The sequence below is a fragment of the Amycolatopsis sp. NPDC004747 genome, assembly GCF_053601335.1.
The window spans coordinates 486,517-509,738 of sequence record NZ_JBSGBQ010000001.1 but is presented as its reverse complement, the minus strand read 5'-3'; the positions used below and the strand labels follow the sequence as shown (position 1 = coordinate 509,738).

Genomic DNA, 23,222 nt, shown 5'->3' with positions numbered 1-23,222 from the left:
CGTCCGAGGAGCTTCGACATGCCCGATCTGCTGCACATTTCCGCGTCCCCACGAGGCGAAGCGTCCCAGTCGCTGCACCTGGCAGCTACTTTCCTGGACACCTACCGCAGCCTCCACCCGGACGCCGACATCGACGAGTGGGACCTCTGGGACGGCTCGCTGCCCGCGTTCGGCCCGGCCGCGGCCCGGGCCAAGATGACCGTCTTCGGCGGCGGCACCCCGCAGGGCGAAGAGGCCGAAGCCTGGGCGGCGGCGCAGGCGGCGTTCGCCAGGTTCGACGCCGCCGACCGGATCCTGTTCAGCGTGCCGATGTGGAACTCCGGCGTGCCGTACGTGCTCAAGCAGTTCGTCGACGTCGTCTCCCAGCCCGGCTGGGTCTTCGGTGTCGACCCGGCCACCGGCTACCGGCACCTCCTGGCGGGCCGCGGCAAGCGCGCGGCGGTCGTCTACACCAGCGCGGTGTGGGCGCCCGGCCTCGGACCGGAGTTCGGCGCGGACTTCCAGGCCCCGTTCTTCACCGGCTGGCTCAACTGGACCGGCATCGACGACGTCACCGAGATCCGCTTCCACCCCACGCTCACCGGCGACGCCGGAGAAGCCGGCCGCCTCGCCGCCGAAGCCGCCCGCGACACCGCCAAGACCTTCTGACCCGCGCCGGGCACCGTGGACCCGGCTTGCCGCGGTCAGCCCGCCTGCGTGAGGTCGGTGGCCGCCGCCAGGTCGGCCGCGACCCCGGCGATCGCCCGGACCGCCGGGTTGTCGTTGCCGGGCACCCACACCAGTTCCGTGCGCGCGACATCGCCGTCCAGCGGCACGAACGCCACGCCGCCGCGGCGCAGGCTGTGCGACGAGCGGGCCAGCCGCGTCACCCCGACGCCGGCCGCGACCAGCCCGAGCAGGCCCTGCACGGTGGTGGCCCGCTGCACCACCCGCGGGGTGAACCCCGCCGCGGCGAAGTCGTCGTCGTAGCGGCGGTGCCACGGTTCCCAGCTGCTGCGCGGGGTCAGCACCCACGGCTCGTCCGCCAGCTCGGCCAGCGCCAGCGACGCCCGCCCGGCCAGCGGGTGCTCCACGGGCAGCACCGCGCACACCTCTTCGGTCAGCAACGTCTCCGACACCAGGTCGCCGACCAGCGGCGGCCGGGTGAACGCCAGGTCGAACCGGCCCGCGCGCAGGCCCTCGACCAGCTCGGCGACCGGTGCCTCGGCCGTCGTCACGGCCAGCCCGGGCAGCCGTTCCCGCACCGCGCGCACCACCGGCGGCAGCAGGTAGTTCGCCGTCGTGGCGAGGAAGACGAGCCGGACGTCGCCGATCTCGCCGCGCACCGCCCGCCCGAGCGTCGCGACGGCTTCCTCGGCGCGGGCCAGCACCGCGCGAGCCTCGGGCAGGAAGAGCCGGCCGACGGCGGTGAGCCGCGTGCCGCGCGCGTCGCGGTCGAACAGCCGCGCGTCGAGGGTGCGCTCCAGCACGCCGATCTGCTGGGACAGCGACTGCTGCGCGAGGTGCAGCCCGGCGGCGGCGCGGGTGAAGCTGCTCGCCTCGGCGACGGCGACGAAGTAGCGGAGCTGCCGCAACTCGGGGGTCACAGGCCCAGACTGTAGCCGCGGCAGGACATCGGTGTTGGCGTCCCGGCCGTGCTCGTCCCCAGGATGGCAGGAGGAACGCACTGGGAGGAAACCGAAGATGACCAACACCGACGGCCGCGTCTGGCTGATCACCGGCTGCTCCGCCGGCTTCGGCCGGGAGATCGCGCTGGCCGCGCTGGCCGCCGGCGACCGTGTGCTGGCCACCGCCCGCCGCCCGGAAACGCTGGCGGACCTGCGGGACCGCGGCGGCGACCGGGTCCGGACCGCGGCACTGGACGTCACCGACGCGGGGCAGATCGACGCGGCGGTGAAGACCGCGCTGGTGGCGTTCGGCCGGATCGACGTCGTGGTCAACAACGCCGGCAACGGTTCGGTCGGCGCGGTCGAAGAGCTCACCCTGGACGAACTGCGCGGGCTGATGGACGTCATGTTCTTCGGCGCGGTCGCGGTGACCAAGGCGGTGCTGCCGCACCTGCGCGCGCAGGGCAGCGGCGCCGTCGTGCAGCTCAGCTCGATGGGCGGGCAGCTGGCCCCGCCCGGCTTCGGCGCCTACTGCGCGGCGAAGTTCGCCCTGGAAGGCATTTCCGAGGCGCTGGCCGCGGAGGTGGCCGCGTTCGGGGTCAAGGTGCTGATCGTCGAGCCGGGCGCGTTCCGCACTGAGTTCGGCGGCGGCCGCATGCACCGCTCCCGCACGATCGACGCCTACGCGGAATCGACCGGAGGGACGCGCGCCGCGGTCGAGAACATGGACGGCACCCAGCCCGGCGACCCGGCCAAGGCCGCCGCGGCGATCGTCCGCGCGGTGGGCAGCGCCGACGCCCCGCTGCGGCTCGCGCTGGGCGCGGACGCCGTCGAGGCCATCCGCGCCCACCACGAGGCCGTCGCGGCGGACCTGGCCGCCTGGGAAGAGGTCAGCCGGGCCACCGCGCTCGATCAGCCCTGAGCGTCCTGCAGGAGGCCGAGGACGTTGCCGTCGGCGTCGGTGAAGGTCGCCACCAGGCGCCCGTTGCCGACGTCCTTCGGCTCGTCCTTGACCGTCGCGCCCGCTTTGGTGACCTCGGCGAGCTTGGCCTCGATGTCGTCGACGTGCCAGTAGGTCACCGGGCCGGTCATGCCCTGCTGCGCGCCGTTGGGCACCAGCCCGATGTGCTGGCCTTCGACGTCGTAGCCGACGTAGTAGGGGGCGTCGGCCTGCGGCTCGAGGCCCAGCAGGGCGGTGTAGACGGCCTTGGCGGCGGCCAGGTCGGTGACGGGGTGCAGGACGGTCTTGATCCCCTGGGTGCTCATCTTCGGTGCTCCTGAAGTTCGTGGTCTGCGGTACGCCGGCAACGCTATGGCCGCGCTCCTGACCTGCGCTTCTCGATTCCTGATCGGTTGTCGTACCCAGCCACTACACTCCCGACCGTCATCCGGAACGACGATGGGGGGACCGCGTGAGCGGGAACAAGGTGCTGGTGGCCGGGGCGAGCGTCGCGGGGCCCGCGCTGGCCCACTGGCTGCGACGGCGGGGCGCCGAGGTGACCGTCGTGGAACGGGCACCCGGGCTGCGCCCCGGCGGCCAGGCGGTGGACGCCCGCGGGGTGGCCAAGGAAGCCATCAAACGGATGGGGCTGGACGCGGCCGTGCGCGCGGCCCGCACCGAGACAGCCGGTGCGTACACGGTGGACGCCGAAGGCAACGTCCTGGAGACCTTCAACGCCGAGGACAACGACGGCGACGGGTTCATCGCGGACATCGAGATCCTGCGCGGGGACCTCTCGCAGCTGATCTACGACGACACCCGCGATCGCGTCGAGTACGTCTTCGGCGACCGGATCGCCGAGCTCACCCAGGACGCCGACGGGGTCGACGTCACCTTCGCGGGCGGTGACCGGCGGCGGTTCGACCTGGTGATCGGGGCCGACGGGCTGCACTCGTCGCTGCGCGCGATGGTCTTCGGCCCGCGCGAGCGGTTCGTCCGCCACCTCGGGATGGTGCTGGCCTTCTACAGCGTGCCCAACGAATTCGGGATCGACCGCTGGATGATCGACTACCAGCACGAGGGCCGCTCCGCCGGCCTGCGGCCCCTCAAGGACCCCGGCCGCGCGATGGCCATGCTCTCCTTCCCCGCCGAGGGCTTCGACGTCGACCACCGCGACCTCGAGGCGCAGAAGAGCCTGCTGCGCGAGCGGATGGCCGGCCTGGGCTGGCGGACCCGGGAAATCCTGGCCCACCTCGACGACACCCCGGACTTCTACCTCGACCAGGTCGCCCAGGTCGTCATGGACCGCTGGTCGGCAGGCCGGGTCGGATTGCTCGGCGACGCGGCGAGCTGCTCGTCGCCGATGTCCGGCGGCGGCACCGGGCTGGCCCTGGTCGGTGCGTACCTGCTGGCCGGCGAGCTGGCCGCGGCCGGGTGGGACCCGGAGGCCGGGTTCGCCCGCTACGAGACGCTGATGCGCCCGTACGTCGAGGCCAACCAGGAGATCGGCCGGCTCCACGTGCAGAGCCGCGACGCCGGCGCCGAGGCCGCCGAACCCGACATGGAGGCGCTCATGCCGGTGATCGAACGCGCGATCAACGGCGTCGAGCTGCCGGACTACGCCGGGGTCCCCGACTCCGGGCCGCGGGTCAGTCCAGCAGCGCCGTAAGCACCCCGTCGAGCAGGCGGACGCGGCGGTCGGCGACGCGGTGGACCTCTTCGTCGTGCGTCGCGACGATCACCGCGGCTCCGTCATCGGCGCACCGGCGCAGCAGCCGCAGCACCCGGGGCGTCGAACCGGCGTCCAGGTGCGCGGTCGGCTCGTCGGTGAGCAGCACCCGCGGCCGGCCGGCGACCGCACGGGCCAGCGCCACCCGTTGCTGCTGCCCGAACGACACCTCCAGGGGGTAGCGGTCGCCGAGCCCGCCGATGCCCAGCTCGTCGAGCAGGCCGGTGACCCGCTCGGCGATCGCCTCCGGCGCCGGACGCGGGACGTCCGAGCGCAACCGCAGCGGCAGCGCGACGTTCTCGGCGATCGTCAGCTCGTTGGCCAGCCCGAGCGCCTGCGGCAGCACCGCGCACGTGTGCCACGGCGGCGCGCCGCCGATCGGGACGCCGTCGAGCAGCACGCAGCCGGAATCGGGGGAGTCGAACCCGCACAGCAGCGCCAGCAGCGCGCTCTTGCCCGACCCCGACCGGCCCGACACCGTCACCAGCTCGCCGGCGCCCACGCGCAGTTCGAGCCCGCGCAGCACCTCGATGTCCCCGCTGGGGTGGGCGAAACTGCGGCGCAGGCCGACGGCTTCCACGACGGTCATGCCGGCAGCTCCCGTTCTTCGATGCTCTCGAGCGTGCCCTTGTGCAGCCGGGCCACCCGGGCGCCGAGGTCGATGAGGCGTTCGTCGTGCGAGGCGACCAGGACCGCGAAGTCCTGGTCCACCAGGTACTGCAGGGTGTCCAGCACCAGGTCGGCCGACGCCTCGTCCAGCTGCGACGTCGGCTCGTCGGCCAGGATCACCGTCGAGCGCGCGGCCAGCACGCACCCGAAGGCCAGCCGCTGCTGCTGCCCGCCCGAGAGCGCGGCGATCTTCCAGCCGCCGGTGCCGTGCAGGCCCAGCTGCCCGAGGATGTCCTCGGCGTTGCACTCGGTCCCGGCGGCCTCGGCCGCGGCGTGCAGGTTTTCGGCCACGCTGAGGTAGCCGAGCAGGTTGTCGGCCGGGTTCTGGAACACCAGTCCCAGGTGGTGGCGCCGCAGCGCCCGCCGCTCGCGGTGCTTGAGCTTGCGGACGTCGGCGCCCTGGAAGGTCAGCGTGCCGCGCGCGGGGTGCTCGAACAGCCCCAGCACCCGCAGCAGCGTCGACTTCCCGGACCCGGACGGCCCGGCGAGCACGGTCATCCCGCGCGCGGGCACGTCGAGGCTGACGTCGTCGACGCCGGTGACGATCCCGGCGGGCGTCGGGTAGTCGACGCCGATGCCGCGCAGGGAGAAGATCGGTTTTTCAGGCACGGATCAGCTCCGCGGTCCGGGCGGTGCGCACCGAGCGCACCGCGATCCAGCCGGCCAGCGCGACCACGGCCACGCCGATCACGACGACGGTCAGCACGAACGGCAGCGGATCCGGCAGCTCCGAGCGCGGCGCGAGGAACGTCGCCGGGTCGAACCGGGGGACCGACAGGCCCGCCACCGACACCCCGCACACCACGCCGACGACGATCGCCAGCCCGCTCAGCGCCCCCAGCTCCATCAGGTGGCTGGCCAGCAGCGTCCGCGGCCGCATGCCCATCCGCAGCACCAGCGCTCCGGCCAGGGCGTTCTGCCGCCGCCGGACCTCGACCGCGACCAGCAGCGCGAGCACCGCCACCACCCCGAGCACCGCGCCCAGCAGCGCCACGAACGAGAACGTCCACGACACCACGAAGAACGGCAGACCGTCCAAAGCGGACTCGCGGCTGATCCGGTTCGGGATGTACACCCCGGCCGCCCGCAGCGCGGTGGTCGCCTCCGCCAGCGGCGCGTGCGTCAGCACGCTCCACCGCGGCACGCCGTCCAGCTGCCCGTGGCTGAGCACCGTGCGGGAGACGACGTACCCGGGGGAGGTGCCGATCATCGGGAACACCGGCAGGTCGCCGGCGACCACCGCGTCCGGCAGGTCGTCCGGCAGCTTGGCGCTCTGCTTGGCCGTGTGCCCGACCCGGATCACCGGCGTGCCGCGCGGGTCCGGCCGCGAGATCCGCGCCAGCAGCCCGGCCAGGTCGTCGCCGGGGACGGCGTCGACCGCGGCGCCGCGGGCGAACGTCGCCGGGTCGACCACCAGCACCACGCTGCCGGTCCCGGTCAGCTCGCCGACCACCGTGCTGTTCCCCGCCAGGGACCCGGGCACCGCGACCTGGCCCATGCCGATCGGGCTGTCGGTGTCGACGCGGGCGTTGCTGCCGACGAAGATCGCCGACTTGGTGTCGAGCGCCTCTTCCTGGCCGTTGGCGATGCCGATGCCGGTGGCCAGCGTGCCGATGGCGAGGGTGCCGATGACCAGCACCCCGGTCACCGGGGCCCGGGCCCCGGCCAGCCGCCGGATCGCCAGCTGCAGCGCCGGGCGCGACCAGAACCGCGCCCGGTGGGAGGCGTGCAGCGCCAGCCACGCCAGCCGCGCGGTCAGCAGCCCCACCGTGAGCACCACGAACACCGGGTAGGTCAGGGCCAGCGGGTCCACCTGGGGCAGGGGGTTGCCCAGCCGCGAGGCCGTGCCGTAGTGCGCCAGCCGGGTCCAGCCCAGCCACGCCATGCCGGCGGTGGCCAGCTCCCACGGGAAGTACGCCAGCAGCCGCACCCGCCTGCCGCCGCGGCGCACCCGGCCCAGCTCGAACTCCCGGTGCACCCGGACCGCGACGATCAGCGCCAGCAGCACCAGCGACACGACCAGCGTCCCGGCCGCGACGCCGGCCGCCCGCAGCTCGGCCGCCGGGTCCGGGCTGCCGGGCGGGCCGTAGACACCGAGCAGCAGCCGCGCCGCGACCGCACCCGCCGCCCCGCCGAACAGGATCGGCAGGCCCAGCTCGGCGACGGCGAGCCCGCCGAGCGCCGCGGGCCCGCTCCCGCGCGCGGACAGCAGCCGCAGCTGCGCGTGCCGCCGCTGGTACCACTGCAGCGCCACGGTGCCGAGGCCGGCGCAGCCGACCAGGACGCTGATCAGCGCCAGCGGCAGGATCGAGACGAACACGTTGTCCTGCGCCTGGCGGGAGATCTGCACCGAACGCTCGAACGTCGGCACGTCGGCGGCGATCAGCGAGCCGAGCCCCTGGGCGGTCAGGTCGGCGCGGACGTCGGCGACCAGGTCCTTCGAGCGTTGCAGCAGGTCCTCCGCCGCGCTCAGCGTCGCCGGCGCCGGCTCGTAGAAGGAGACGTGGAAGTACTGCATCGTCGGCAGGCCGATCGCCTTGACCGCGTCGTCGAAGGTCCTGCGGTCGGTGGCGAAGGCGATGGAATCGATCGGGTCGTTGACCAGCCGGTCGACGACGGCCCCGGACTGCTGGGAGCACCACCACCGCGGCGGCGGGTCGAGCAGGTCGCGGTAGATGCCGGTGACCGGCGGCAGCGGCACGCCCTGTAGGCTCGGCTTCGTGCCGACGCCGATGTGCTCGGCGTCGGCCACCACGTTGCCCAGCCACAGCCCCGGCGCGCGCGTGCCCTGCTGCAGCGTCAGGTTGTCCAGGCCCACCTGGTCGCGGTAGCCGAGCCGGATCTTGTAGTGCGGGTCGCCGTTGAACTCGGTGCCGCGCAGCACGTTCGTGAACTGGCCGACGACGGGCGCGCCGAACCCGTGCGCGGCGGCGTGGCGCTCGATCGCGCCGGTCACCGCCGGGATGTCCTCGACCGGCATGTTGCCCTTGCCGAACATCGGGCCGTAGCTGTCCGGGCAGGTGATGCCCGTCTGGTAGCGCACGGCCGCGCCGCCGGCCGCGGACGCCTGCAGCACCGCGGCGGTGCCGAGGAAACACGCCAGCAGGGAGGTCACGGCCGCCACGATCAGCGTCAGCGGGCTGGAGAGGGCGGCCTTCGGCGCCGCCCGCCACGGCTTGGTCACTCTGCGTTGTCCATTCTTCCCCCAGATCACCCGCATGGACCAGGACGCTACCGGCCACCTCGCCGAGTTGGAACGTTTTTGTCACGATCGTTGCTCACCAGGTGTGTTCGCGCCCGGGGGCGCCGCCCGAGCAACCGGTACCGCCGTCCGGCCTGTTTAGTGGTCTAGACCTTGACGTACCGATTGGTCTGATCCAATCCTGAAAGCGTTCCCGCCGTGCCACGCCGCCGCACGGCTCCCCGCCCGTCCAGGAGCGCAGATGCGTCGACGCAGACCTTTCTCCCGATTGTCCGTTTCCCTTGCCCTGGCGGCGTTCTCGGCCGGCTCCCTGGTCGCCGTGGCCGGGCCCGCCCAGGCCGCCACGCCGCTGCCCGCGCACGTCTTCGCGCCCTACTTCGAGGCCTGGACCGGCGAAAGCCCCGCCGCGCTGGCGCAGCAGTCCGGCGCCAAGCACCTCACCATGGCGTTCATCCAGGCCGCCACCAAGGGCTCCTGCACGGTGTACTGGAACGGCGACACCGGGATGCCGATCGCCACCGGCACCTTCGGGGCCGACATCACCACCATCCGCTCCCGCGGCGGCGACGTCATCCCGTCCTTCGGCGGCTACACCGCCGACAACACCGGCACCGAGATCGCCGACAGCTGCACCAGCGTCGACGCCATCGCCGCCGCCTACGAGGCGGTGATCACCACCTACGACGTGCCCCGGCTCGACATGGACATCGAGGACAACTCGCTGACCAACTCCGCCGGGATCGACCGCCGCAACAAGGCCCTCAAGAAGGTCCAGGACTGGGCCGCGGCCTCCGGGCGTTCCCTGCAGATCTCCTACACCCTGCCCACGACCACCCGCGGCCTCGCCGACAGCGGCCTGAACGTGCTGCGCAACGCCGTCGCCAACGGCACCCGCGTCGACGTCGTCAACCTGATGACCTTCGACTACTACGACAACGCCGCCCACCAGATGGCCACCGACACCCAGACCGCCGCCACCGGCCTGGTCTCGCAGCTGGGCGCGCTCTACCCGGGCAAGACGCAGGCGCAGCTGTGGGCGACGGTCGGGGTCACCGAGATGATCGGCGTCGACGACTTCGGCCCGGCCGAGACGTTCACCACCGCCGACGCCGCCACCGTCTACAACTGGGCCGTCTCGAAGGGCATCAACACGCTGTCGTTCTGGGCACTGCAACGCGACAACGGCAGCTGCCCCGGCGGCGCCGCGGCCGACAACTGCTCCGGCATCGCCCAGGACACCTGGTTCTTCAGTCACGCGTTCGAGCCCTTCAGCGGCGGCACCTCCGTGCCCGGCAACGACTTCTCCCTCGCCGCGAACCCGGCGTCGGCCGCGGTGGACCCGGGCGGGTCGACGTCGGCGACGGTGACCACCGCCGTCACCTCCGGCTCCGCCCAGCAGGTCGCGCTCTCGGTCACCGGCGCGCCCGCCGGTGTCACCGCGACGGTCAGCCCGGGCTCGGTGACCGCGGGCGGCAGCGCAACGCTCTCGGTGAGCACCACCGCGGCCGCGGTCCCCGGGGCCTACCCGCTGACCGTGACCGGCGCCGGCGCCTCCGGCAGCCACAGCACCACCTTCACCCTGACGGTGAAGGGCACCCCGCCCGCTGGCGGCGTGGTCAACGGCGGCTTCGAGACCGGTGCGCTGAGCCCGTGGACCGCCCCGGGCGACACGGTCGTCGGGTCGCCGGCGCACTCGGGCACCCACGCCCTGCAGGTGACGCCCTCGGCGTCGGCCACCGGCGAGGCGGCGCAGAGCGTGACGCTGGCCCCGAACCACGCCTACACGCTGACGGCGTGGGTCCAGGGCAGCTACGCCTACGTCGGTGTCCGGGGCGGGGCCACGGCGAGCGCGTGGACCTCCGGCAGCGGCTGGACACGGCTGTCGGTGCCGTTCACGACCGGCGCTTCGGGCGCGGTGACGGTCTACGTCCACGGCTGGTACGGCCAAAGTGCCGTCTACGCGGACGACTTCGCGATCGGCTAGCTCGTTCGGCGGCGGCCCGGTTGGGCAACACGGAGGTTGGCCGGGCCGCCGCCACCCGAAAGACTGCGCGGGACGATCTTTCGCGGACCGCCAGGAGGACCCGATGCCGCACATCCCGCTCGACCCGCAGCTGCCCGGCATCCGGTCGCTGATGGCCTACCGGCCCGAGACCGCCGTTCCGCTCAACGCGCTGGCGCAGACCCTGCTGCGCGGCCCGAGCAGCCTGACCGTCGGCGAGCGCGAGCTGATCGCGGCGGTGGTGTCGAACGGCAACGAGTGCCGCTTCTGCCACGGCAGCCACGCCGCCGCCGCGGCCGAGACCCTCGACGGCGGCCGGGCGGTGGTCGACGCCGCCTGCGCGGGGGTCGACGACGCGCCGGTGGGGGAAAAGCTCAAGGCCCTGCTGCGGATCGCCCTCGCCACCCGCGAGACCGGCCGTGCCGTGACGCCCGAGCTGATCGCCGCGGCCCGCGCGGAAGGCGCCACCGACCTCGAACTGCACGACACGGTCCTCATCGCCGCGGCGTTCTGCATGTACAACCGCTACGTCGACGGCCTCGCCACGGTGGCCCCGGACGACCCGGCCGCCTACGAAATGATGGGCAAGGTGCTGGCCGCGGAGGGTTACGGCCGCTGAGGCGGCTCGCGACGTCGGATAGGCTCCCGCCTCGAACATTGATGGGGGGAAACTTCGATGTCGCGATTCGTCAAGCCCGCGCTGTGGATGTCCGGGGCGCTCGCCGTGGGCGGGTTCGCGTTCTGGCTGCTGCTGGCGCTGAACATCCCGTACCAGAGCACCGCCGCGCCGGAAACCACGCCGGCGAGCACCACGGCGGCGACCACCACGGTCCTGCCGCCGGCCCCGCCGGCGGAACGGGCCGCCTGGATCGCCGACGTCCGGCTCGGCCCGGACGACCACAGCGCCGTGCTGCACGTCAACCTGCCCACCTGCGCCGAAGCACCGCGCACCCAGGTCACCGAGGCCGACAACCGCATCGACGCCGGTGTCCTGTTCCGGGTCCGGCCCGATCCGGACTGCACGGAGGTCCCGGCGGACTTCCCGTTCCGGACGGCCGCCCCGATCGGCAAGCGGATGGTGATCGTCAACTCCACGGAGCCCTGGGGCCTGCGGTCCGGCGGCTGGAAGAAGTGCGACCAGGTCGTCGTCTGCGACCCGCCGGCCGACCACTGCAACCCGGCGTGGATCGGGCCGCTGGAGTTCAGCGCGGAGGCCGAGTTCCCCGGCACCACCCGGGCGTGCGACCAGAACTGGCTGATCCACGACCTGCAGCGGCACAACGGCGAGCCGCCGAACCGGGTCGCCTACCGCTGGGCCGGCACCGGCTGGGCGAGCTTCGCCTCCGCCAACGGCGGCGGCTGCGCCCAGATCCTGGCCGCCGAACCGAAGTTCCCCACCGCTCTCTGCCAGAACCTGGCCCCGACGGGCGGGCCGTGATCGCTCACCGCACCCGCACCGCCACCGTGCGGCCGATCCGCGCGGCGACAGCCGGGCCGGCGGGGGATTCCGGGGAACGGAAGCGGTTTGGAAGCCGGATCCCGCAGAATGCGGGGGAACGCGAAGGAGCTCAACGATGAAACGTGCTTTGGCTGCCGCTCTGCTCACCGCGGCCGCGCTCGCCGTGCTCGCCCCCGCGGCGTCCGCGTCGAGCGATCCGAACCCGGTCGGCGGGGTGGGAAGCGGTCCCTACATCGGCGACGTGCCGAAACCCGGTCCTGGGGGTCAGTGACCGATCTGCTTCACGGCACCAGAACCACGCGGCCCGGGCGGCGCCACGCCCGGGCCGCGTCGTCCAGCGGGACTCGCTCGTACCCGACCGTCAACGCACCCTTCATCGCCTGGTCCACCACCGTGAGCAGCGCTTCGCGGCGTTCGCCGTCGGTGAGCTCGTTGTTCGTGTAGCCGAGGATCCGCAGCGACCGGCTGCGCAGCACGGCCGACGGGACCGGGCAGACCTCGCCGGCCGCGCTGCCGAGGTTGACCAGCCGCCCGCCCGGGCGCAGGGTCCGCAGCGCCGCCGCGGCGGGGAGCCCGCACACCGGGTCCAGCACCAGGTCGACCGGACCGGCCACCGCGGAAAGCCGCCGCGCCAGCTCGTCGACGGATTCGCCGTCCTCGAGCCGGACCGTGTCGTCCGCCCCCAGCGAGCGAGCCCGCTCCAGCGCGGCGTCCGAGCGCGCACACGCGATCATCCGCCCGGCCCCGGCCACCCGCGCCAGCTGGACGGCCGACTGCCCGACCACCCCGCCCGCGCCGAGCACCAGCACCGTCTCACCCGCGGCGAGTTCTCCCTTGCCCGTCAAGCACATCCACGCCGCCACCGCCGAGAGTCCGAGCGCCGCGACGAGCTCGTGGTCGGCGCCCTCCGGCAGGGCGACGACGTCGGCCGGCGCGGCCACGGCGTACTCGGCCATGCTGCCGTCGCCGGGGCGCATGCCCGCCGTCGTGGCGAACCAGACCGGTGTCCCGTCCGAAATCCCCACCCCCTGGACGCCCGGCACGTAGGGCGTGGCCGGCACCCCGAAGTAGGACGCACCGGACGCGCACAGCAGGTCGAGCGGGGTGATCGGCGCCGCCGTCACCCGCACGGCGACCGTGCCGGGCCCGGGTGCCGGCTCGGCCCGGTCCATCACCTCCGGGGGCTGTCCGGCCGTGCGGATCTCAGCGGCGCGCACCGGCGGTCACACCGGCTGCAGGACGAAGTCGTACCGCGCCTCGAGCCACGGCTGCGCCGATTCGCCGCCGTCCGGTGTCGGCCCGGGCTCCCGCGGCTCGAAGGCGACCACCAGCTCCTGCTTCGTCCCGAACACGACGTCGCTGTCCAGGTACTGGGCGCCCTCCTGGAACAGGTGCGTGATCAGCGGCTCGTACCCGGCGGCGTTGATCAGGAAGTGCACGTGGGCGGGCCGGAAGTGGCTGATGTCCGTGCCGCGGATCAGCTCGCCGACCGGGCCGTCCATCGGGATCGAATACCCCTTCGGCGCGATGGTCCGCACGCAGTAGGTGCCGTCGGCGCGGCTGGTGTACTTGGCGCGCAGCCGGGCCTCGTCGATGTCCGGGAGCTGCGACTCGTACGCGCCTTCCTCGTCGGCCTGCCAGACGTCCAGGACCGCGCCGACGACGGGGAAGCCGTCCAGGCCGCGGACCGTGCCGGTGATGTAGAGCGGCGTGCCGGGCAGGCCGTCGGACATGTCCCCGCCGAACTCCTTCTCCGGCGAGCCGTCGATGTGGAACGGGCCGAGCACGGTGGCCGGGGTCGCCTTCGCGTCGAAGGCGTGGTTCATCTGCACCACCAGCATGCTCAGGCCGAGCACGTCGGAGGCGAGGATGAACTCCTCCCGCTTCTCGTTGCTGATCTGCCCGGTCTCGGTCAGCCACCGCATCGCGGCCATCCATTCGGGCTCGCTCAGCCGCACTTCGCGGGCGAAGGCGTGCAGGTGGCGCACGAGCGCGGCCATCACCTCCGCCGTCCGCGGGTCGTGCGCGCTCGCCCAGCGCCGCGCGGCGAGCTCGGTGATGTTGTCCTCGGTGACCAGCTGCATCGGCGTTCCTCTCACGCGTGCGGATCCGGCGGGACCGACCGGTTGTTCAAGTCGACGGACAGGAAGACGTCGTTGGCCACGGGGTGGCGCAGTTCCTCGGCGAGCTGGCCGATCAGCCCGGCGGTCCGGGCCAGCAGCGCGAACCCGCGCAGCAGTTCCAGCGGCAGCCCGAGGTCGGCGAGCGCGGCGCCGCAGACGCCGGCGCCGTTGAGCGGCAGCGTCTTGCCGAGCACCCGGGGGTGCACCCGGCCGATCGCGGCGAACAGCTCCAGGTGCGGGCCGCGCAGACCCTCCTCCTCGGCGATCGCGAACAGCCGCGGGGTGCGCGGGTCGCCGTCCTTGTGCACGTGGTGCCCGAGCCCGGGGACGAACCTCTTCTCCGCCCGGCGCTTCTCGACGGTGTCGAGCGCCAGCGCGTCCCAGGCGTCCTCGCCGGCCGGCACGGTGTCCACAGTGGAGAGGACGGCGTGCAGGAACCGGCCGCAGTCCTCGGTGACGCCGAGGAACCGCGACCCGCCGCCCAGCAGGCCCGCCGCCAGCGCACCCTGGACCGAATCCGGTGCGGACAGGTACGTCAGGCGCGTGACGATCGCGGTCGGGGTGAAGCCGTGGTCGGCCAGCGCGGCCAGCACCGCCTCGAAGACCCTGGTTTCCCCTGTGGACGGACGTCGCTGCGTCGCCAGCCAGAAGGCGAGTTCGCCGAACCCCACCTTCCCCATCACGTCCTCGGCGAGGTCCTGCCCGAGCAGCGTGATCTTGTCCCTTGTGGACGCACCGAGGGCGGTTTCGTAGACCGGGTCAGCCATCGGCGGCCTCCGTCAGCCAGGCCCGCAGTTCCGCGCCGTGCTCGTCGAGCTCCGGCGGCGGCAGCCGGTAGCCGGCCGGGGTCGCGGAGAACCGGATGGGGTGGCGGGTGGTCGGGACCGCGCGGTCACCCTCGCCGACCTCGACGACCGGGTCCAGCCCGAAGCGTTCGGCCATCGCGAAGCCGCCGTCGATCGTGTTGATCGGTCCACACGGGACGCCGACCTTCGTCAGCGCGTCGAACCAGTCCACCGCGCCGCGCTTCGCCAGCCGCTCCACCAGGATCGGCCGGAGCTCTTCGCGGTTCTTCGTGCGATCGGCGTTGCGGGCGAACCGCGGGTCGTCCGGGACGCCGGGCAGGTCGAGGACCTCGCACAGCCGGCGGAACTGCCCGTCGTTGGCCGCGGCGACGATCAGGTCGGCGTCGGCGGTCGGCAGCGGCTCGTACGGGAACACGCTGGGGTGGGCGTTGCCCATCCGGTAGGGCACCACGCCGCCGGCGGCGAAGGCCGAGCTGTGGTTGACCAGCCCGGTCAGCGCCGAGGACAGCAGGTTGACCTCGACGTGCTGCCCTTCGCCGGTCGCGTCGCGGTGGCGCAGCGCGGCCAGGATGCCGATCACCGCGTGGTTGCCCGCCATGACGTCGAACACCGAGATCCCGGCCCGGTACGGCGGGCCGTCCGGGGCGCCGGTCAGGCTCATCAGGCCCGAGATCGCCTGCACCATCAGGTCGTAGCCGGGCACGTGCGCGCCTTCGCCGGCCCCGAAGCCGCTGATCGAGGCGTAGACGCTGCCGGGGTTGGCCCGGGCGACCGCGTCGTAGTCCAGGCCGTACTTGGCGAGGCCGCCCGGCTTGAAGTTCTCGATCAGCACGTCCGCGCGGGCCGCCAGCTCGCGGGCGACGACGGCGTCGGCCTCGTCGCGCAGGTCCAGCGCGATGGACCGCTTGCCGCGGTTCACGCCGAGGTAGTAGGTCGAGACGTCCCCGCGCACCGGCGGCATCCACGTGCGCGTCTCGTCACCCTGCGGGCCCTCGACCTTGACGACGTCGGCGCCCAGGTCGGCCAGCAGCATCGTGGCGTACGGGCCGGCGAGCACCCGGGAGAAGTCCGCGACCAGCAGCCCGGACAGCGGACCGGGGGGTGAATCCACGCCATGCCTCCACTCGTGTCCGTCTGACGGACTTGTGTCCGCAGTCTGCTCCCGAGCGGGGCGGCGGTCAAGGGACCGCGGGGACGGTGACGTGCGGGACGCTGTCCAGCCGGGCGAAGTCCGCGCTGATCTCCCCGGCGGCCTGCAGCAGCAGTGGCAGGTGGTGGTCGAGCAGTTTCTCCACCGGCGTCTCGGCGGCGTGGCAGTTGACGTTGACGCCGGCGATCACCCGTCCGGACCCGTCACGCAGCGGCGCCGCCACCGACCGGATGCCCAGCGCGAGCTGCTCGTCGGTGAGCGCCCAGCCGCGGGCGCGGACCTCGCGCAGCTCGGCGTCGCGCTCGGCGCGGTCCGGCTGCCAGCGCGGCACCAGGCCCGACCGCGTCGGCTGCGCCAGCACCGCCTCGAGTTCCTCCGGCGGCAACGCCGCCAGCTGGACCTTGCCCAGCGACGTCGGCAGCGCCGGGAAGCGGGTGCCGATCTGCACGCTCAGTCCGACGATCTTCGGCACCGAGACCCGGGCGACGTAGACGATGTCCGAACCGTCGAGCTGGGCGATCGAACACGACTCGTTCGTGCGCGCGACCAGCCGTTCCAGGTGCGGCCGGGCGACGTCCCACAAGCCCATCGAGCGCACGTAGGCGACACCGAGGTCGAGCACCCGCGGGGTCAGCGCGTAGCCGCGCCCGTCGGTGCGGACGTAGCCGAGCTCTTCGAGGGTGAGCAGGATCCGGCGGGCGGTCGGCCGGGCCAGCCCGGTCGCCGTGGCGACTTCGGCGAGCGTCATCTCCGGCCGCTGCGGGCCGAACGCCGTGATCACCTCGAGCCCGCGCGCCAGTGCCTCGATGAAATCGGGACCGGTTCCCTCGCGTGGCATGCGACCTCCCTCTGCAGTCACTGGCAGCGTAGCCGTGGGGATTGACACCGGCGCGGCACTGGGCAAAGGTGACTGCGCCCACGGATTGTCCGTAGAGCGGACGAGTGTACGCAGACGGAGGCAGCCATGTCCGGATCGATCGTCCTGCGGGGTGGCACGGTGCTCACCCTCGACGACGCGCGCCGCGTCCTGCCCGGCGAAGACGTCCTGGTCGAGGGCGACCGGATCGCCGCGATCGGGCCCGCGCTGGACGTCCCGCCGGGCACGACCGAGATCGACGCCTCCGGCGGCATCGTCCTGCCCGGGATGATCGACACGCACCGGCACCTGTGGCAGACCGCCATGCGCGGGTACGGCGCCGACTGGACGCTGACCCAGTACTTCGTCTGGTACTACCTCGAATGGGGCAAGGTGTTCCGCCCCGAGGACATCTACGCGGGCAACCTGCTCGGCGCGTGGGAAGCACTGGAAGCCGGCGTCACGACCACCGTCGACTGGTCCCACGGCCTGCAGACCACCCAGCACGCCGACGCGGCCGCCGACGCGCTCGAAGCCGTCCCCGGCCGGTTCGTGCTGGCCTACGGCAACATCCAGGACGCCCCGGCGAACTGGACGGCCACGCCGGAGTTCCGCGACTTCGTCGCGCGGCGCGCGGATGGCCTCGAAGGCTTCCAGCTCGCCTTCGACGTCACCGGCGACCCGGCGTTCCCCGAGAAGCCGGCCTTCGAGGTGGCCCGCGACCTCGGCGTGCCGGTGACCACGCACGCCGGCGTCTGGGGCGCGACCGGCGACGACGGCATCCGGCTGATGTACGACAACGGGTTCATGACCCCCGAGACCGTCTACGTCCACGGCGCGTCGCTGTCGGCCGACTCCTACCACCGCATCGCCGCCACCGGCGGGTCGGTGTCGGTCTCGACCGAAAGCGAGCAGAGCGCAGGCCAGGGCTACCCGCCCACCTGGGCGCTGCGCCAGTACGGCATCCCGGTGTCGCTGTCGATGGACACCTCGGTGTGGTGGAGCGGCGACCTCTTCTCGGCCATGCGCGCCACGCTGGGCGCCGACCGCTCCCGCGAGCACCTGGAGGCGCACGCCAAGGGCGAGACGGTGACCCACGCGGCCCTGCGCGCGGAACAGGTCGTGGAGTGGGCCACCCGCGGCGGCGCCGCGGCGCTGGGCCGACCGGACCTGGGCAGCCTCGAGGTCGGCAAGAAGGCCGACGTCGTGCTGCTGAAGAACGACGATTCCCCGGTGTCGTTCCCGCTGCTCAACCCGTATGGGCACGTGGCGTTCCAGGCCCAGCGCGCCGACGTCCACACCGTGCTGGTCGGCGGCCGGGTGGTCAAGCGCGACGGCAAGCTGGCCGGCATCGACCTGCCCGCGGTCCGCCGGCGCGTCGAGGAGACGGTCGAGCACCTGCGCGCGCAGCTGGGGGAGGAGGCGTGGCGGCAGGGGATGAACCCGGACGTCCCGGAGACCAAGATCCTCGACAACCCCTACACCTACACGGACTACCAGAGCGACCGCACCCACGGCGGCTGAGCTACCGTTCCCGTCCGTGGTCCAGGTCTTCGTGCAGCCCGCCTACGGCACCGCCGACGCCCGCCGCTACGGCGCGGAATCCCTCGACCGGACCGTGTCCTTCCGCGAGCTGGCCGACCTGCTCGAGCCCGCGGACCTGGCCCGCCTGAACGAGCTGCACCCGGGCGGGCGGGCCCGGTTCTGGGGCGCCAAGGACAAGTACGACCGCCGGATGGACACCGTGACCACCGGCGACGTCGTGCTCTTCACCGGCCGCAAGCACGTCCAGGCCACGGCCGAGGTCGGGCACGGGTTCCGCAACCCCGCCTTCGCGCGCCGGCTGTGGCGCCCGGACCCGGGGAAGTGCCTGTTCAGCAACGTCTACAGCCTGCGCCGCTACCGGCGCGTCGGGCTGCCCTACGCCGCGATCTGGGCGCTGCCCGGCTTCACCCCCGGTGACAACTTCATGGGCCTGCGGTTCCTCGACGAAGCGAAGTCCGCCGCGGTGCTGGGGTTGCTGTCCGCGCACTGAACGCGCTCCGCGGTGCGGCACGACTCAGCGGTGCGGCACAACTCAGCAGTGCGGCATCACGTCGTCGAAGGAGGCGCAGTTGTCCTGGTCCCAGGGGGTCGACTGCCACTGGTCGGCCGTCAGGATCCGGGAGGTGTCGCCCGCGACGAACTTCCAGGGCCCGTAGTAGGAGTTGCTGAACCAGTAGTTGCCCTGGTCGTGCGTGATGGCGTCCTGGATGACCTTGCCCTGGTACGGCGACCAGGACGGGTAGGTCCCCCAGTTGGACAGCAGCGCCATCTTGCCGCAGGAGCCGTTGGTGCAGCCGACGCGGGCCGGGTCGAAGCGGAAGGTGTTGTCGTGCACCTCGACCAGCTGGGTCTTCCAGCGGCAGTCGTCGTACAGCGGCGGGGAGGCGATCCCGGGCGCCGAACACCGCGTGCGGTCGGTGACGAGCTTGGTGCAGGTGTTGATCGAGGTGTTGGCCGGGCTGTTGCAGAACCGGTCGGCGTTCTCCCAGGCGGTGATGCCGGACCAGTTGTCCTCGAAGGTGTTGTCGTAGATGTCGACCAGGTGCGTGCGGGCCGGCACCCGCGGCTCGCCGCCCGACTCGGAGAGGTAGACGCTCGCCACCGGGAAGTTGTCGCCCTTGTCGGCGCGGCGCTTGCCCGAGACCAGGGCGTTGCGGCGCAGGACGTTGTCGCGGAACACGAGGTTGTAGCTGATTTCGTAGAACAGCGCCTCCGCGTCGTTGTCCTCGATGAGGTTGTTCTCGACCAGGAAGTCGTTGTTGTCGGTGTCGGCCCAGAGCCCGGCGCCGTGGTTGTGGTGGATCCAGTTCCCGCGGACGTCGGCCTTGTCGACCACCCAGAACTTGATCCCGCCGCTGCACCCGCAGCCGGGGCTGCGCGTTTCCCAGTCGTCGGTGTTGTTCCCCGAGATTTCGTTGCCCTCGATGATCAACGCGGTGATCGTGCTGTCCGACCGGTAGGCGTTCATGCCGTACTGGCCGTTGTTGCGCAGGCAGCTGTGGCGCACCTCCTGGCGCGCACCGGCCATGATTCCCGCGCCTTTGTTGTTCTGCACGGTGGTGTTTTCGATGATCCAGTGCTCGCCGGAATCGTGGTTCACCACGCCCTGGTCCTGCGGGGCGACGAAGTTCTGAATGGTGAGCCCGCGGATCACGACGTCCTTCGCCAGCTGGGTGAAGGCCGCGCGGTTGATGCCCTGCCCGTCCAGCACCGCGCCGGGAGCGCCGAGGTAGACGTCGCCGTCCTTGGGGATGACCTGGCCGAACGGGTCCGCGGCCAGCAGGTGCGTGCCCGGCGGCAGCCAGAACGTCGTCCCCGGCGGCGACTCCTGGGACTTGCGGTACAGGTCGCCGGGCACCGCGGCGTCGACGGTGACCGCACCCGCCGGCGCCGTCGTGTTGGCCAGGGGCTGGTGGTCGCACACCGGTCCGGGTGTCACCGCGGCCGCGGCCACCGCGGGGCCGAGCGGGACGACGAACGCGGCCAGCAGAACGGCGGCCAGAATGGCTCTGATCGGCGACATGTCGTGCAACCTACGCAATTAACCGCGCAACGGCTTGGTCCGATCGAGTCCATTAATGTGCTTTTCGGGTGTACCAGGTAACGAAAAAAACAGTGATTACTCCACGACTCTGAATACCGTGGGAACAATCTGTGAACGGTTCTGTTATCGTGGTGTGGTGGCGGTTCGCGGCCGAAATTCCCCGCCGGGGCGGGGTTGCGGAGGTTCGTCCCCGGCGCGTCGCGGGTGGGCCACCTGCCGGGGTCCGGTCAGCCGGGCGGCCGAGCGCGGGTGCGGGCGGCCGGGGGAGGGCGGCGGTCCGCCGGCCGGGTGCCCCGCCGGCCGGACCGGAGTTTTCTCCGTTAAACGGAGAACTACCTGAGCGAGTGATTTCGCGGCACTCATTCCGACCACTCCCGCGGCGGCGAACTAGGCTGGTTCGATCCCATTCCGGATCTGTCCTCCGCTTGGCGGTTCCCGCGCACCGATCGGGTATTTGCGCAGGTCAAAGCGGTATCGAGGGGCCGTCCGGGCGGTAACGTCACCTTTCGGACAGAACTTCTGCCCCGGCACCCGGGCCCCGAATGAAACCCGGTTGCCGCACCCAGGAAGGAACCCCGAGAAATCATGTCCACATTGCGACGACTGGCTGTCGCCGGCGCTTTCGCGCTGCCGCTTTCCCTCGTCATCGCCGGACCGGCGACGGCGCACCCGCTCGACTGGCCGCACGACTCCTGGAGCGCCGAGAGCTCCAGCAGCTGGGCCGGCATCGGCGGCGCGGGCACGACCGACACCGACGAAGGCATGACCTGGTGGGGACACCACTGGTCGGAACAGGACTCCGCGGTGGCCGGTATCGGCGGCGCGGCCGTCACGCACAGCGGCGAGTCCGGCGACCACCACGGCTGGCACCACGCCACGCACGACGGCTGGTACGACGGGGACGACGACGACTGCGACGACTACGACAACGGTGGCTACCACCACGGCGACTACGACGACGACGCCCCCGACGTGGTCGAGCACCACCACGCCGTGAGCCACCCCGACCCGGTGGACCAGGAGCCGGCCGGCTACGTCGTCCACCCGGCGTACCAGACCGACGACGCCGACGACGACGATGACGACGCCGACGACGTGGGCTACTACGCCGAGCAGCACTCGGCCGGCGTGGACGGCGCGACCTCGGCCCACGTGGTGAGCCACGCGGGCGAGCACCACGCCACGTACGAGGCGGAGAAGCTGACGGCCGGCCCGCACGGCGCATCGTCGGAGGGTGCGCACGCGGTGGCCGTGCCGGACTACGCGGGCTACCACGCCTGGTACACCGCGGCCGGCGTGGGCGGGGCCGCGGCGCACTCGGTCACGGCGGTGGCCGACGCCACGGACGACGACGTCTGGGCCGACCACGACGCGGACAGCGACTACGACTACGACCGGGGCTGACGTCCACGGCCGAAGCCGCAGGCCGATCGAGCCGGGTCCGCACCGCGCGGACCCGGCTCGCTCAGCAGGGCGCGTCCGGGGCCGGGGTGAACTCCAGCCGCAGCGCGTCGGTGCGCGGCAGCACGAGGGCGGTCCCGTCGGCCTTGTGCCACTGCACGGGGAGGAGGAAGTACTGGCCGCCGGACTGCAGGACCAGCTTCAGCCCGGTGTACCGGTAGCGGTAGGCGGTGTCGGGGTTGCCGCACTGCGTTTCCCGGACCCCGGGCGCGGTGAGGTTCAGGCTCTTCTCGCTGTAGAGGACGGTCTCCGGCGGCGTGGCCAGCGCGGCTTCGATCTGGATGGCCCGCCCGATGCCCACCGAGGCGGAGTAGTCGGCCACGGCCCAGAAGAGACCCACGCTGACCAGCGCGAACGCCGTCACCCACTCGGCGGTCGCCACCGCGGCCGGCAGCGGCCGCCCGGCCCGGGCGGCGAGCAGGCGCGAGGCGGTCACGAGGAACAGCACGCCGAGCGAGAGCCCGGCGCCGGGCACCGAATACGACGTGGAGAAGGCCTCGGGGTCCACCACGCCGACGGCAGCGAGCACGACGCCGGCGAGCCCGGCCACGACGGCCACCGGGGTCACGAGGCGGAGCAGCCGCTGCCACGCTTTTTCCGCGAGGCGGGCACGCAGGAAGCGGTACAGCCACAGCAGCGTCAGCACCGCGGCGAGCACGACCGCGACCGGGCCGAACAGGCCGTCGGCGCTGCGGACCAGGTAGTCCTGCGCGGTCAGTCCCATCGTCGAAAGCGGCACGCCGAAGTAGTCGAGCAGCCAGTGCGCGTGCTGCCTGCCGAAGAAGAACAGCAGCCCGGTGAGCACGGTCGTCGGCGCGATCACCGAGCCGAGCACGCGCAGCGCCCGGGACGGGCTTTCGGGTTTGCCCGTCGCCGCGGGCGGAGGCCGCAGCGACCTGAGCCGGTTCGCCATCGCCGCCGCTACTCGGTGGGTTCGGGCGGCGGGGTGAAGTCCCCGCAGGGGTCGGAGAGCACGAAGGTGATCGTGTCGCCGCGGTAGATCGGCACCGACTGGATGATCCGCTTGACCGTGCAGTCCTGCTTCGGGTCCGGCGGCCCTTCGACGGTCGTCCCCAGCGTGACGCACAGGGTGCCGCCGCACTCGTCCGCGAGCTGCGCCTCGGTCACCGGCCCCAGGGCGGCGTAGGAGGTGCCGATGATGTCGATCGGCGCGGTCCGCACGGGCGACCCCTTGGCCGGCGGTTTCGCCGTCGTGATCTTCGGAGGCGTGGGCGGCTTGCCGGTCGTCGGCTTCGCGGTGGTCGACCCGCTGGTCCGGGACACCGGGTCGGCCGGTCCGGTGGCCGTGGTGGACGCGGCCGAGTGGACGGGCGGTGCGCCGGCGGAGGCGGTGGTCGCGGCACCGGTGGAGAGCGACGGCGGTGGTTCCGGCGTCCCCGGTGGTTGCGGGCTGCCGCAGCCGACCACCAGCAGGGCCAGTGCCGGCCCGATCGAGGCGGGAATCCGTCGCATGGGTGCCTCTCGTTCTCCCACTCCCCGAAGCAGTAGTCGCCCCGGCGGCGGAGCCGGTTACAAGATCGGCGGACCGTCCCGGCCACCACCCGCTCTGCCCGTACGGGCAGCCGGGCGTACCCGAAGGTTTGCCGGTGCGCGGCTGGCCCGGCCGGG

23 protein-coding genes are annotated in these 23,222 nt (G+C 72.7%); 10 read left to right on the top strand and 13 right to left on the bottom strand.

From position 1 onward, the window contains the following. The first annotated feature begins 18 nt into the window (after window positions 1-18). Window positions 19-648, top strand: a complete 630-nt coding sequence (locus tag ACWEGE_RS02250) for an FMN-dependent NADH-azoreductase (protein WP_449658633.1) — start codon at window positions 19-21, stop codon at window positions 646-648. A 35-nt stretch (window positions 649-683) separates the two neighbouring features. Here the strand turns inward: ACWEGE_RS02250 and ACWEGE_RS02245 are convergent, their stop codons facing one another. Continuing rightward, window positions 684-1,586, bottom strand: a complete 903-nt coding sequence (locus ACWEGE_RS02245) for a LysR family transcriptional regulator (RefSeq protein WP_449658632.1) — start codon at window positions 1,584-1,586, stop codon at window positions 684-686. 97 nt (window positions 1,587-1,683) lie between these two features. On the opposite strand from ACWEGE_RS02245, the gene ACWEGE_RS02240 reads away from it, so the two are divergent. Continuing rightward, window positions 1,684-2,529 (top strand): oxidoreductase, encoded by an 846-nt coding sequence (locus ACWEGE_RS02240; protein ID WP_449658631.1) that lies wholly within the window; start codon window positions 1,684-1,686, stop codon window positions 2,527-2,529. Here ACWEGE_RS02240 and ACWEGE_RS02235 read toward each other — a convergent pair. After that, complete coding sequence (locus ACWEGE_RS02235; RefSeq protein ID WP_449658630.1) at window positions 2,520-2,873, bottom strand: VOC family protein; 354 nt, start codon at window positions 2,871-2,873, stop codon at window positions 2,520-2,522. The two genes, ACWEGE_RS02240 and ACWEGE_RS02235, sit on opposite strands and share 10 nt — an antisense overlap. 146 nt (window positions 2,874-3,019) lie before the next feature. On the opposite strand from ACWEGE_RS02235, the gene ACWEGE_RS02230 reads away from it, so the two are divergent. Next, window positions 3,020-4,216 (top strand): FAD-dependent monooxygenase, encoded by a 1,197-nt coding sequence (locus tag ACWEGE_RS02230; protein WP_449658629.1) that lies wholly within the window; start codon window positions 3,020-3,022, stop codon window positions 4,214-4,216. On the opposite strand, the gene ACWEGE_RS02225 is transcribed toward ACWEGE_RS02230, so the two are convergent. The 3 genes from ACWEGE_RS02225 to ACWEGE_RS02215 are packed head-to-tail and all read right to left on the bottom strand — an operon-like array spanning window position 4,197 to window position 8,129. Then, window positions 4,197-4,865 (bottom strand): ABC transporter ATP-binding protein, encoded by a 669-nt coding sequence (locus ACWEGE_RS02225; RefSeq protein WP_449658628.1) that lies wholly within the window; start codon window positions 4,863-4,865, stop codon window positions 4,197-4,199. The two genes, ACWEGE_RS02230 and ACWEGE_RS02225, sit on opposite strands and share 20 nt — an antisense overlap. Next, window positions 4,862-5,554: an ABC transporter ATP-binding protein gene (locus ACWEGE_RS02220; protein WP_449658627.1), complete on the bottom strand. Its 693-nt coding sequence runs from the start codon at window positions 5,552-5,554 to the stop codon at window positions 4,862-4,864. The genes ACWEGE_RS02225 and ACWEGE_RS02220 overlap by 4 nt, the downstream gene beginning before the upstream one ends. Further along, window positions 5,547-8,129 carry an FtsX-like permease family protein gene (locus ACWEGE_RS02215; protein ID WP_449658626.1) on the bottom strand — a complete coding sequence of 861 codons (2,583 nt, stop codon included), beginning with the start codon at window positions 8,127-8,129 and terminating at the stop codon, window positions 5,547-5,549. Before ACWEGE_RS02215 ends, ACWEGE_RS02220 begins: the two co-directional genes overlap by 8 nt. 259 nt (window positions 8,130-8,388) lie before the next feature. Between ACWEGE_RS02215 and ACWEGE_RS02210 the strand changes: the two genes are divergently transcribed. The 4 genes from ACWEGE_RS02210 to ACWEGE_RS02195 all read left to right on the top strand — a co-directional run bounded on the left by ACWEGE_RS02210 (window position 8,389) and on the right by ACWEGE_RS02195 (window position 11,879). Then, window positions 8,389-10,131, top strand: coding sequence for a glycosyl hydrolase family 18 protein (locus tag ACWEGE_RS02210; protein ID WP_449658625.1), 1,743 nt, complete (start codon window positions 8,389-8,391; stop codon window positions 10,129-10,131). Between the two features lie 103 nt (window positions 10,132-10,234). After that, on the top strand, window positions 10,235-10,768 hold the full coding sequence (locus tag ACWEGE_RS02205) for a carboxymuconolactone decarboxylase family protein (RefSeq protein ID WP_449658624.1): 534 nt from the start codon (window positions 10,235-10,237) through the stop codon (window positions 10,766-10,768). A 57-nt stretch (window positions 10,769-10,825) separates the two neighbouring features. Then, window positions 10,826-11,587, top strand: a complete 762-nt coding sequence (locus tag ACWEGE_RS02200) for a hypothetical protein (protein ID WP_449658623.1) — start codon at window positions 10,826-10,828, stop codon at window positions 11,585-11,587. Between the two features lie 136 nt (window positions 11,588-11,723). After that, window positions 11,724-11,879, top strand: a complete 156-nt coding sequence (locus ACWEGE_RS02195) for a hypothetical protein (protein ID WP_449658622.1) — start codon at window positions 11,724-11,726, stop codon at window positions 11,877-11,879. A 10-nt stretch (window positions 11,880-11,889) separates the two neighbouring features. Here ACWEGE_RS02195 and ACWEGE_RS02190 read toward each other — a convergent pair whose 3' ends face one another. The 5 genes from ACWEGE_RS02190 to ACWEGE_RS02170 all read right to left on the bottom strand — a co-directional run bounded on the left by ACWEGE_RS02190 (window position 11,890) and on the right by ACWEGE_RS02170 (window position 16,525). Beyond that, entirely contained in the window at window positions 11,890-12,825 is a 936-nt protein-coding gene (locus ACWEGE_RS02190; RefSeq protein WP_449658621.1) for a quinone oxidoreductase family protein, read from the bottom strand. A 6-nt stretch (window positions 12,826-12,831) separates the two neighbouring features. Beyond that, window positions 12,832-13,692 (bottom strand): dioxygenase family protein, encoded by an 861-nt coding sequence (locus ACWEGE_RS02185; RefSeq protein ID WP_449658620.1) that lies wholly within the window; start codon window positions 13,690-13,692, stop codon window positions 12,832-12,834. An 11-nt stretch (window positions 13,693-13,703) separates the two neighbouring features. Beyond that, on the bottom strand, window positions 13,704-14,498 hold the full coding sequence (locus ACWEGE_RS02180) for a citryl-CoA lyase (RefSeq protein ID WP_449658619.1): 795 nt from the start codon (window positions 14,496-14,498) through the stop codon (window positions 13,704-13,706). Then, window positions 14,491-15,648, bottom strand: coding sequence for a CaiB/BaiF CoA transferase family protein (locus ACWEGE_RS02175; RefSeq protein WP_449658618.1), 1,158 nt, complete (start codon window positions 15,646-15,648; stop codon window positions 14,491-14,493). The genes ACWEGE_RS02180 and ACWEGE_RS02175 overlap by 8 nt, the downstream gene beginning before the upstream one ends. Window positions 15,649-15,715: 67 nt before the next feature. Then, the gene (locus tag ACWEGE_RS02170; protein ID WP_449658617.1) at window positions 15,716-16,525 is read right to left on the bottom strand and encodes an IclR family transcriptional regulator domain-containing protein; all 810 of its coding nucleotides are present in this window, start codon (window positions 16,523-16,525) and stop codon (window positions 15,716-15,718) included. 126 nt (window positions 16,526-16,651) lie between these two features. Between ACWEGE_RS02170 and ACWEGE_RS02165 the strand changes: the two genes are divergently transcribed. Together ACWEGE_RS02165 and ACWEGE_RS02160 are read left to right on the top strand one after the other, a co-directional pair. Continuing rightward, window positions 16,652-18,067 (top strand): amidohydrolase family protein, encoded by a 1,416-nt coding sequence (locus ACWEGE_RS02165; protein WP_449658616.1) that lies wholly within the window; start codon window positions 16,652-16,654, stop codon window positions 18,065-18,067. A gap of 16 nt (window positions 18,068-18,083) precedes the next feature. Beyond that, the gene (locus ACWEGE_RS02160) at window positions 18,084-18,578 is read left to right on the top strand and encodes a hypothetical protein (RefSeq protein WP_449658615.1); all 495 of its coding nucleotides are present in this window, start codon (window positions 18,084-18,086) and stop codon (window positions 18,576-18,578) included. Between the two features lie 42 nt (window positions 18,579-18,620). Here the strand turns inward: ACWEGE_RS02160 and ACWEGE_RS02155 are convergent, their stop codons facing one another. Further along, complete coding sequence (locus ACWEGE_RS02155) at window positions 18,621-20,111, bottom strand: right-handed parallel beta-helix repeat-containing protein (protein ID WP_449658614.1); 1,491 nt, start codon at window positions 20,109-20,111, stop codon at window positions 18,621-18,623. 606 nt (window positions 20,112-20,717) lie between these two features. On the opposite strand from ACWEGE_RS02155, the gene ACWEGE_RS02150 reads away from it, so the two are divergent. After that, complete coding sequence (locus tag ACWEGE_RS02150) at window positions 20,718-21,536, top strand: hypothetical protein (RefSeq protein ID WP_449658613.1); 819 nt, start codon at window positions 20,718-20,720, stop codon at window positions 21,534-21,536. A 61-nt stretch (window positions 21,537-21,597) separates the two neighbouring features. Here ACWEGE_RS02150 and ACWEGE_RS02145 read toward each other — a convergent pair whose 3' ends face one another. Both ACWEGE_RS02145 and ACWEGE_RS02140 read right to left on the bottom strand, forming a co-directional pair. Then, window positions 21,598-22,506 carry a hypothetical protein gene (locus ACWEGE_RS02145; RefSeq protein ID WP_449658612.1) on the bottom strand — a complete coding sequence of 303 codons (909 nt, stop codon included), beginning with the start codon at window positions 22,504-22,506 and terminating at the stop codon, window positions 21,598-21,600. 8 nt (window positions 22,507-22,514) lie between these two features. Continuing rightward, on the bottom strand, window positions 22,515-23,066 hold the full coding sequence (locus ACWEGE_RS02140) for a hypothetical protein (protein WP_449658611.1): 552 nt from the start codon (window positions 23,064-23,066) through the stop codon (window positions 22,515-22,517). Between the last annotated feature and the right edge of the window lie 156 nt (window positions 23,067-23,222).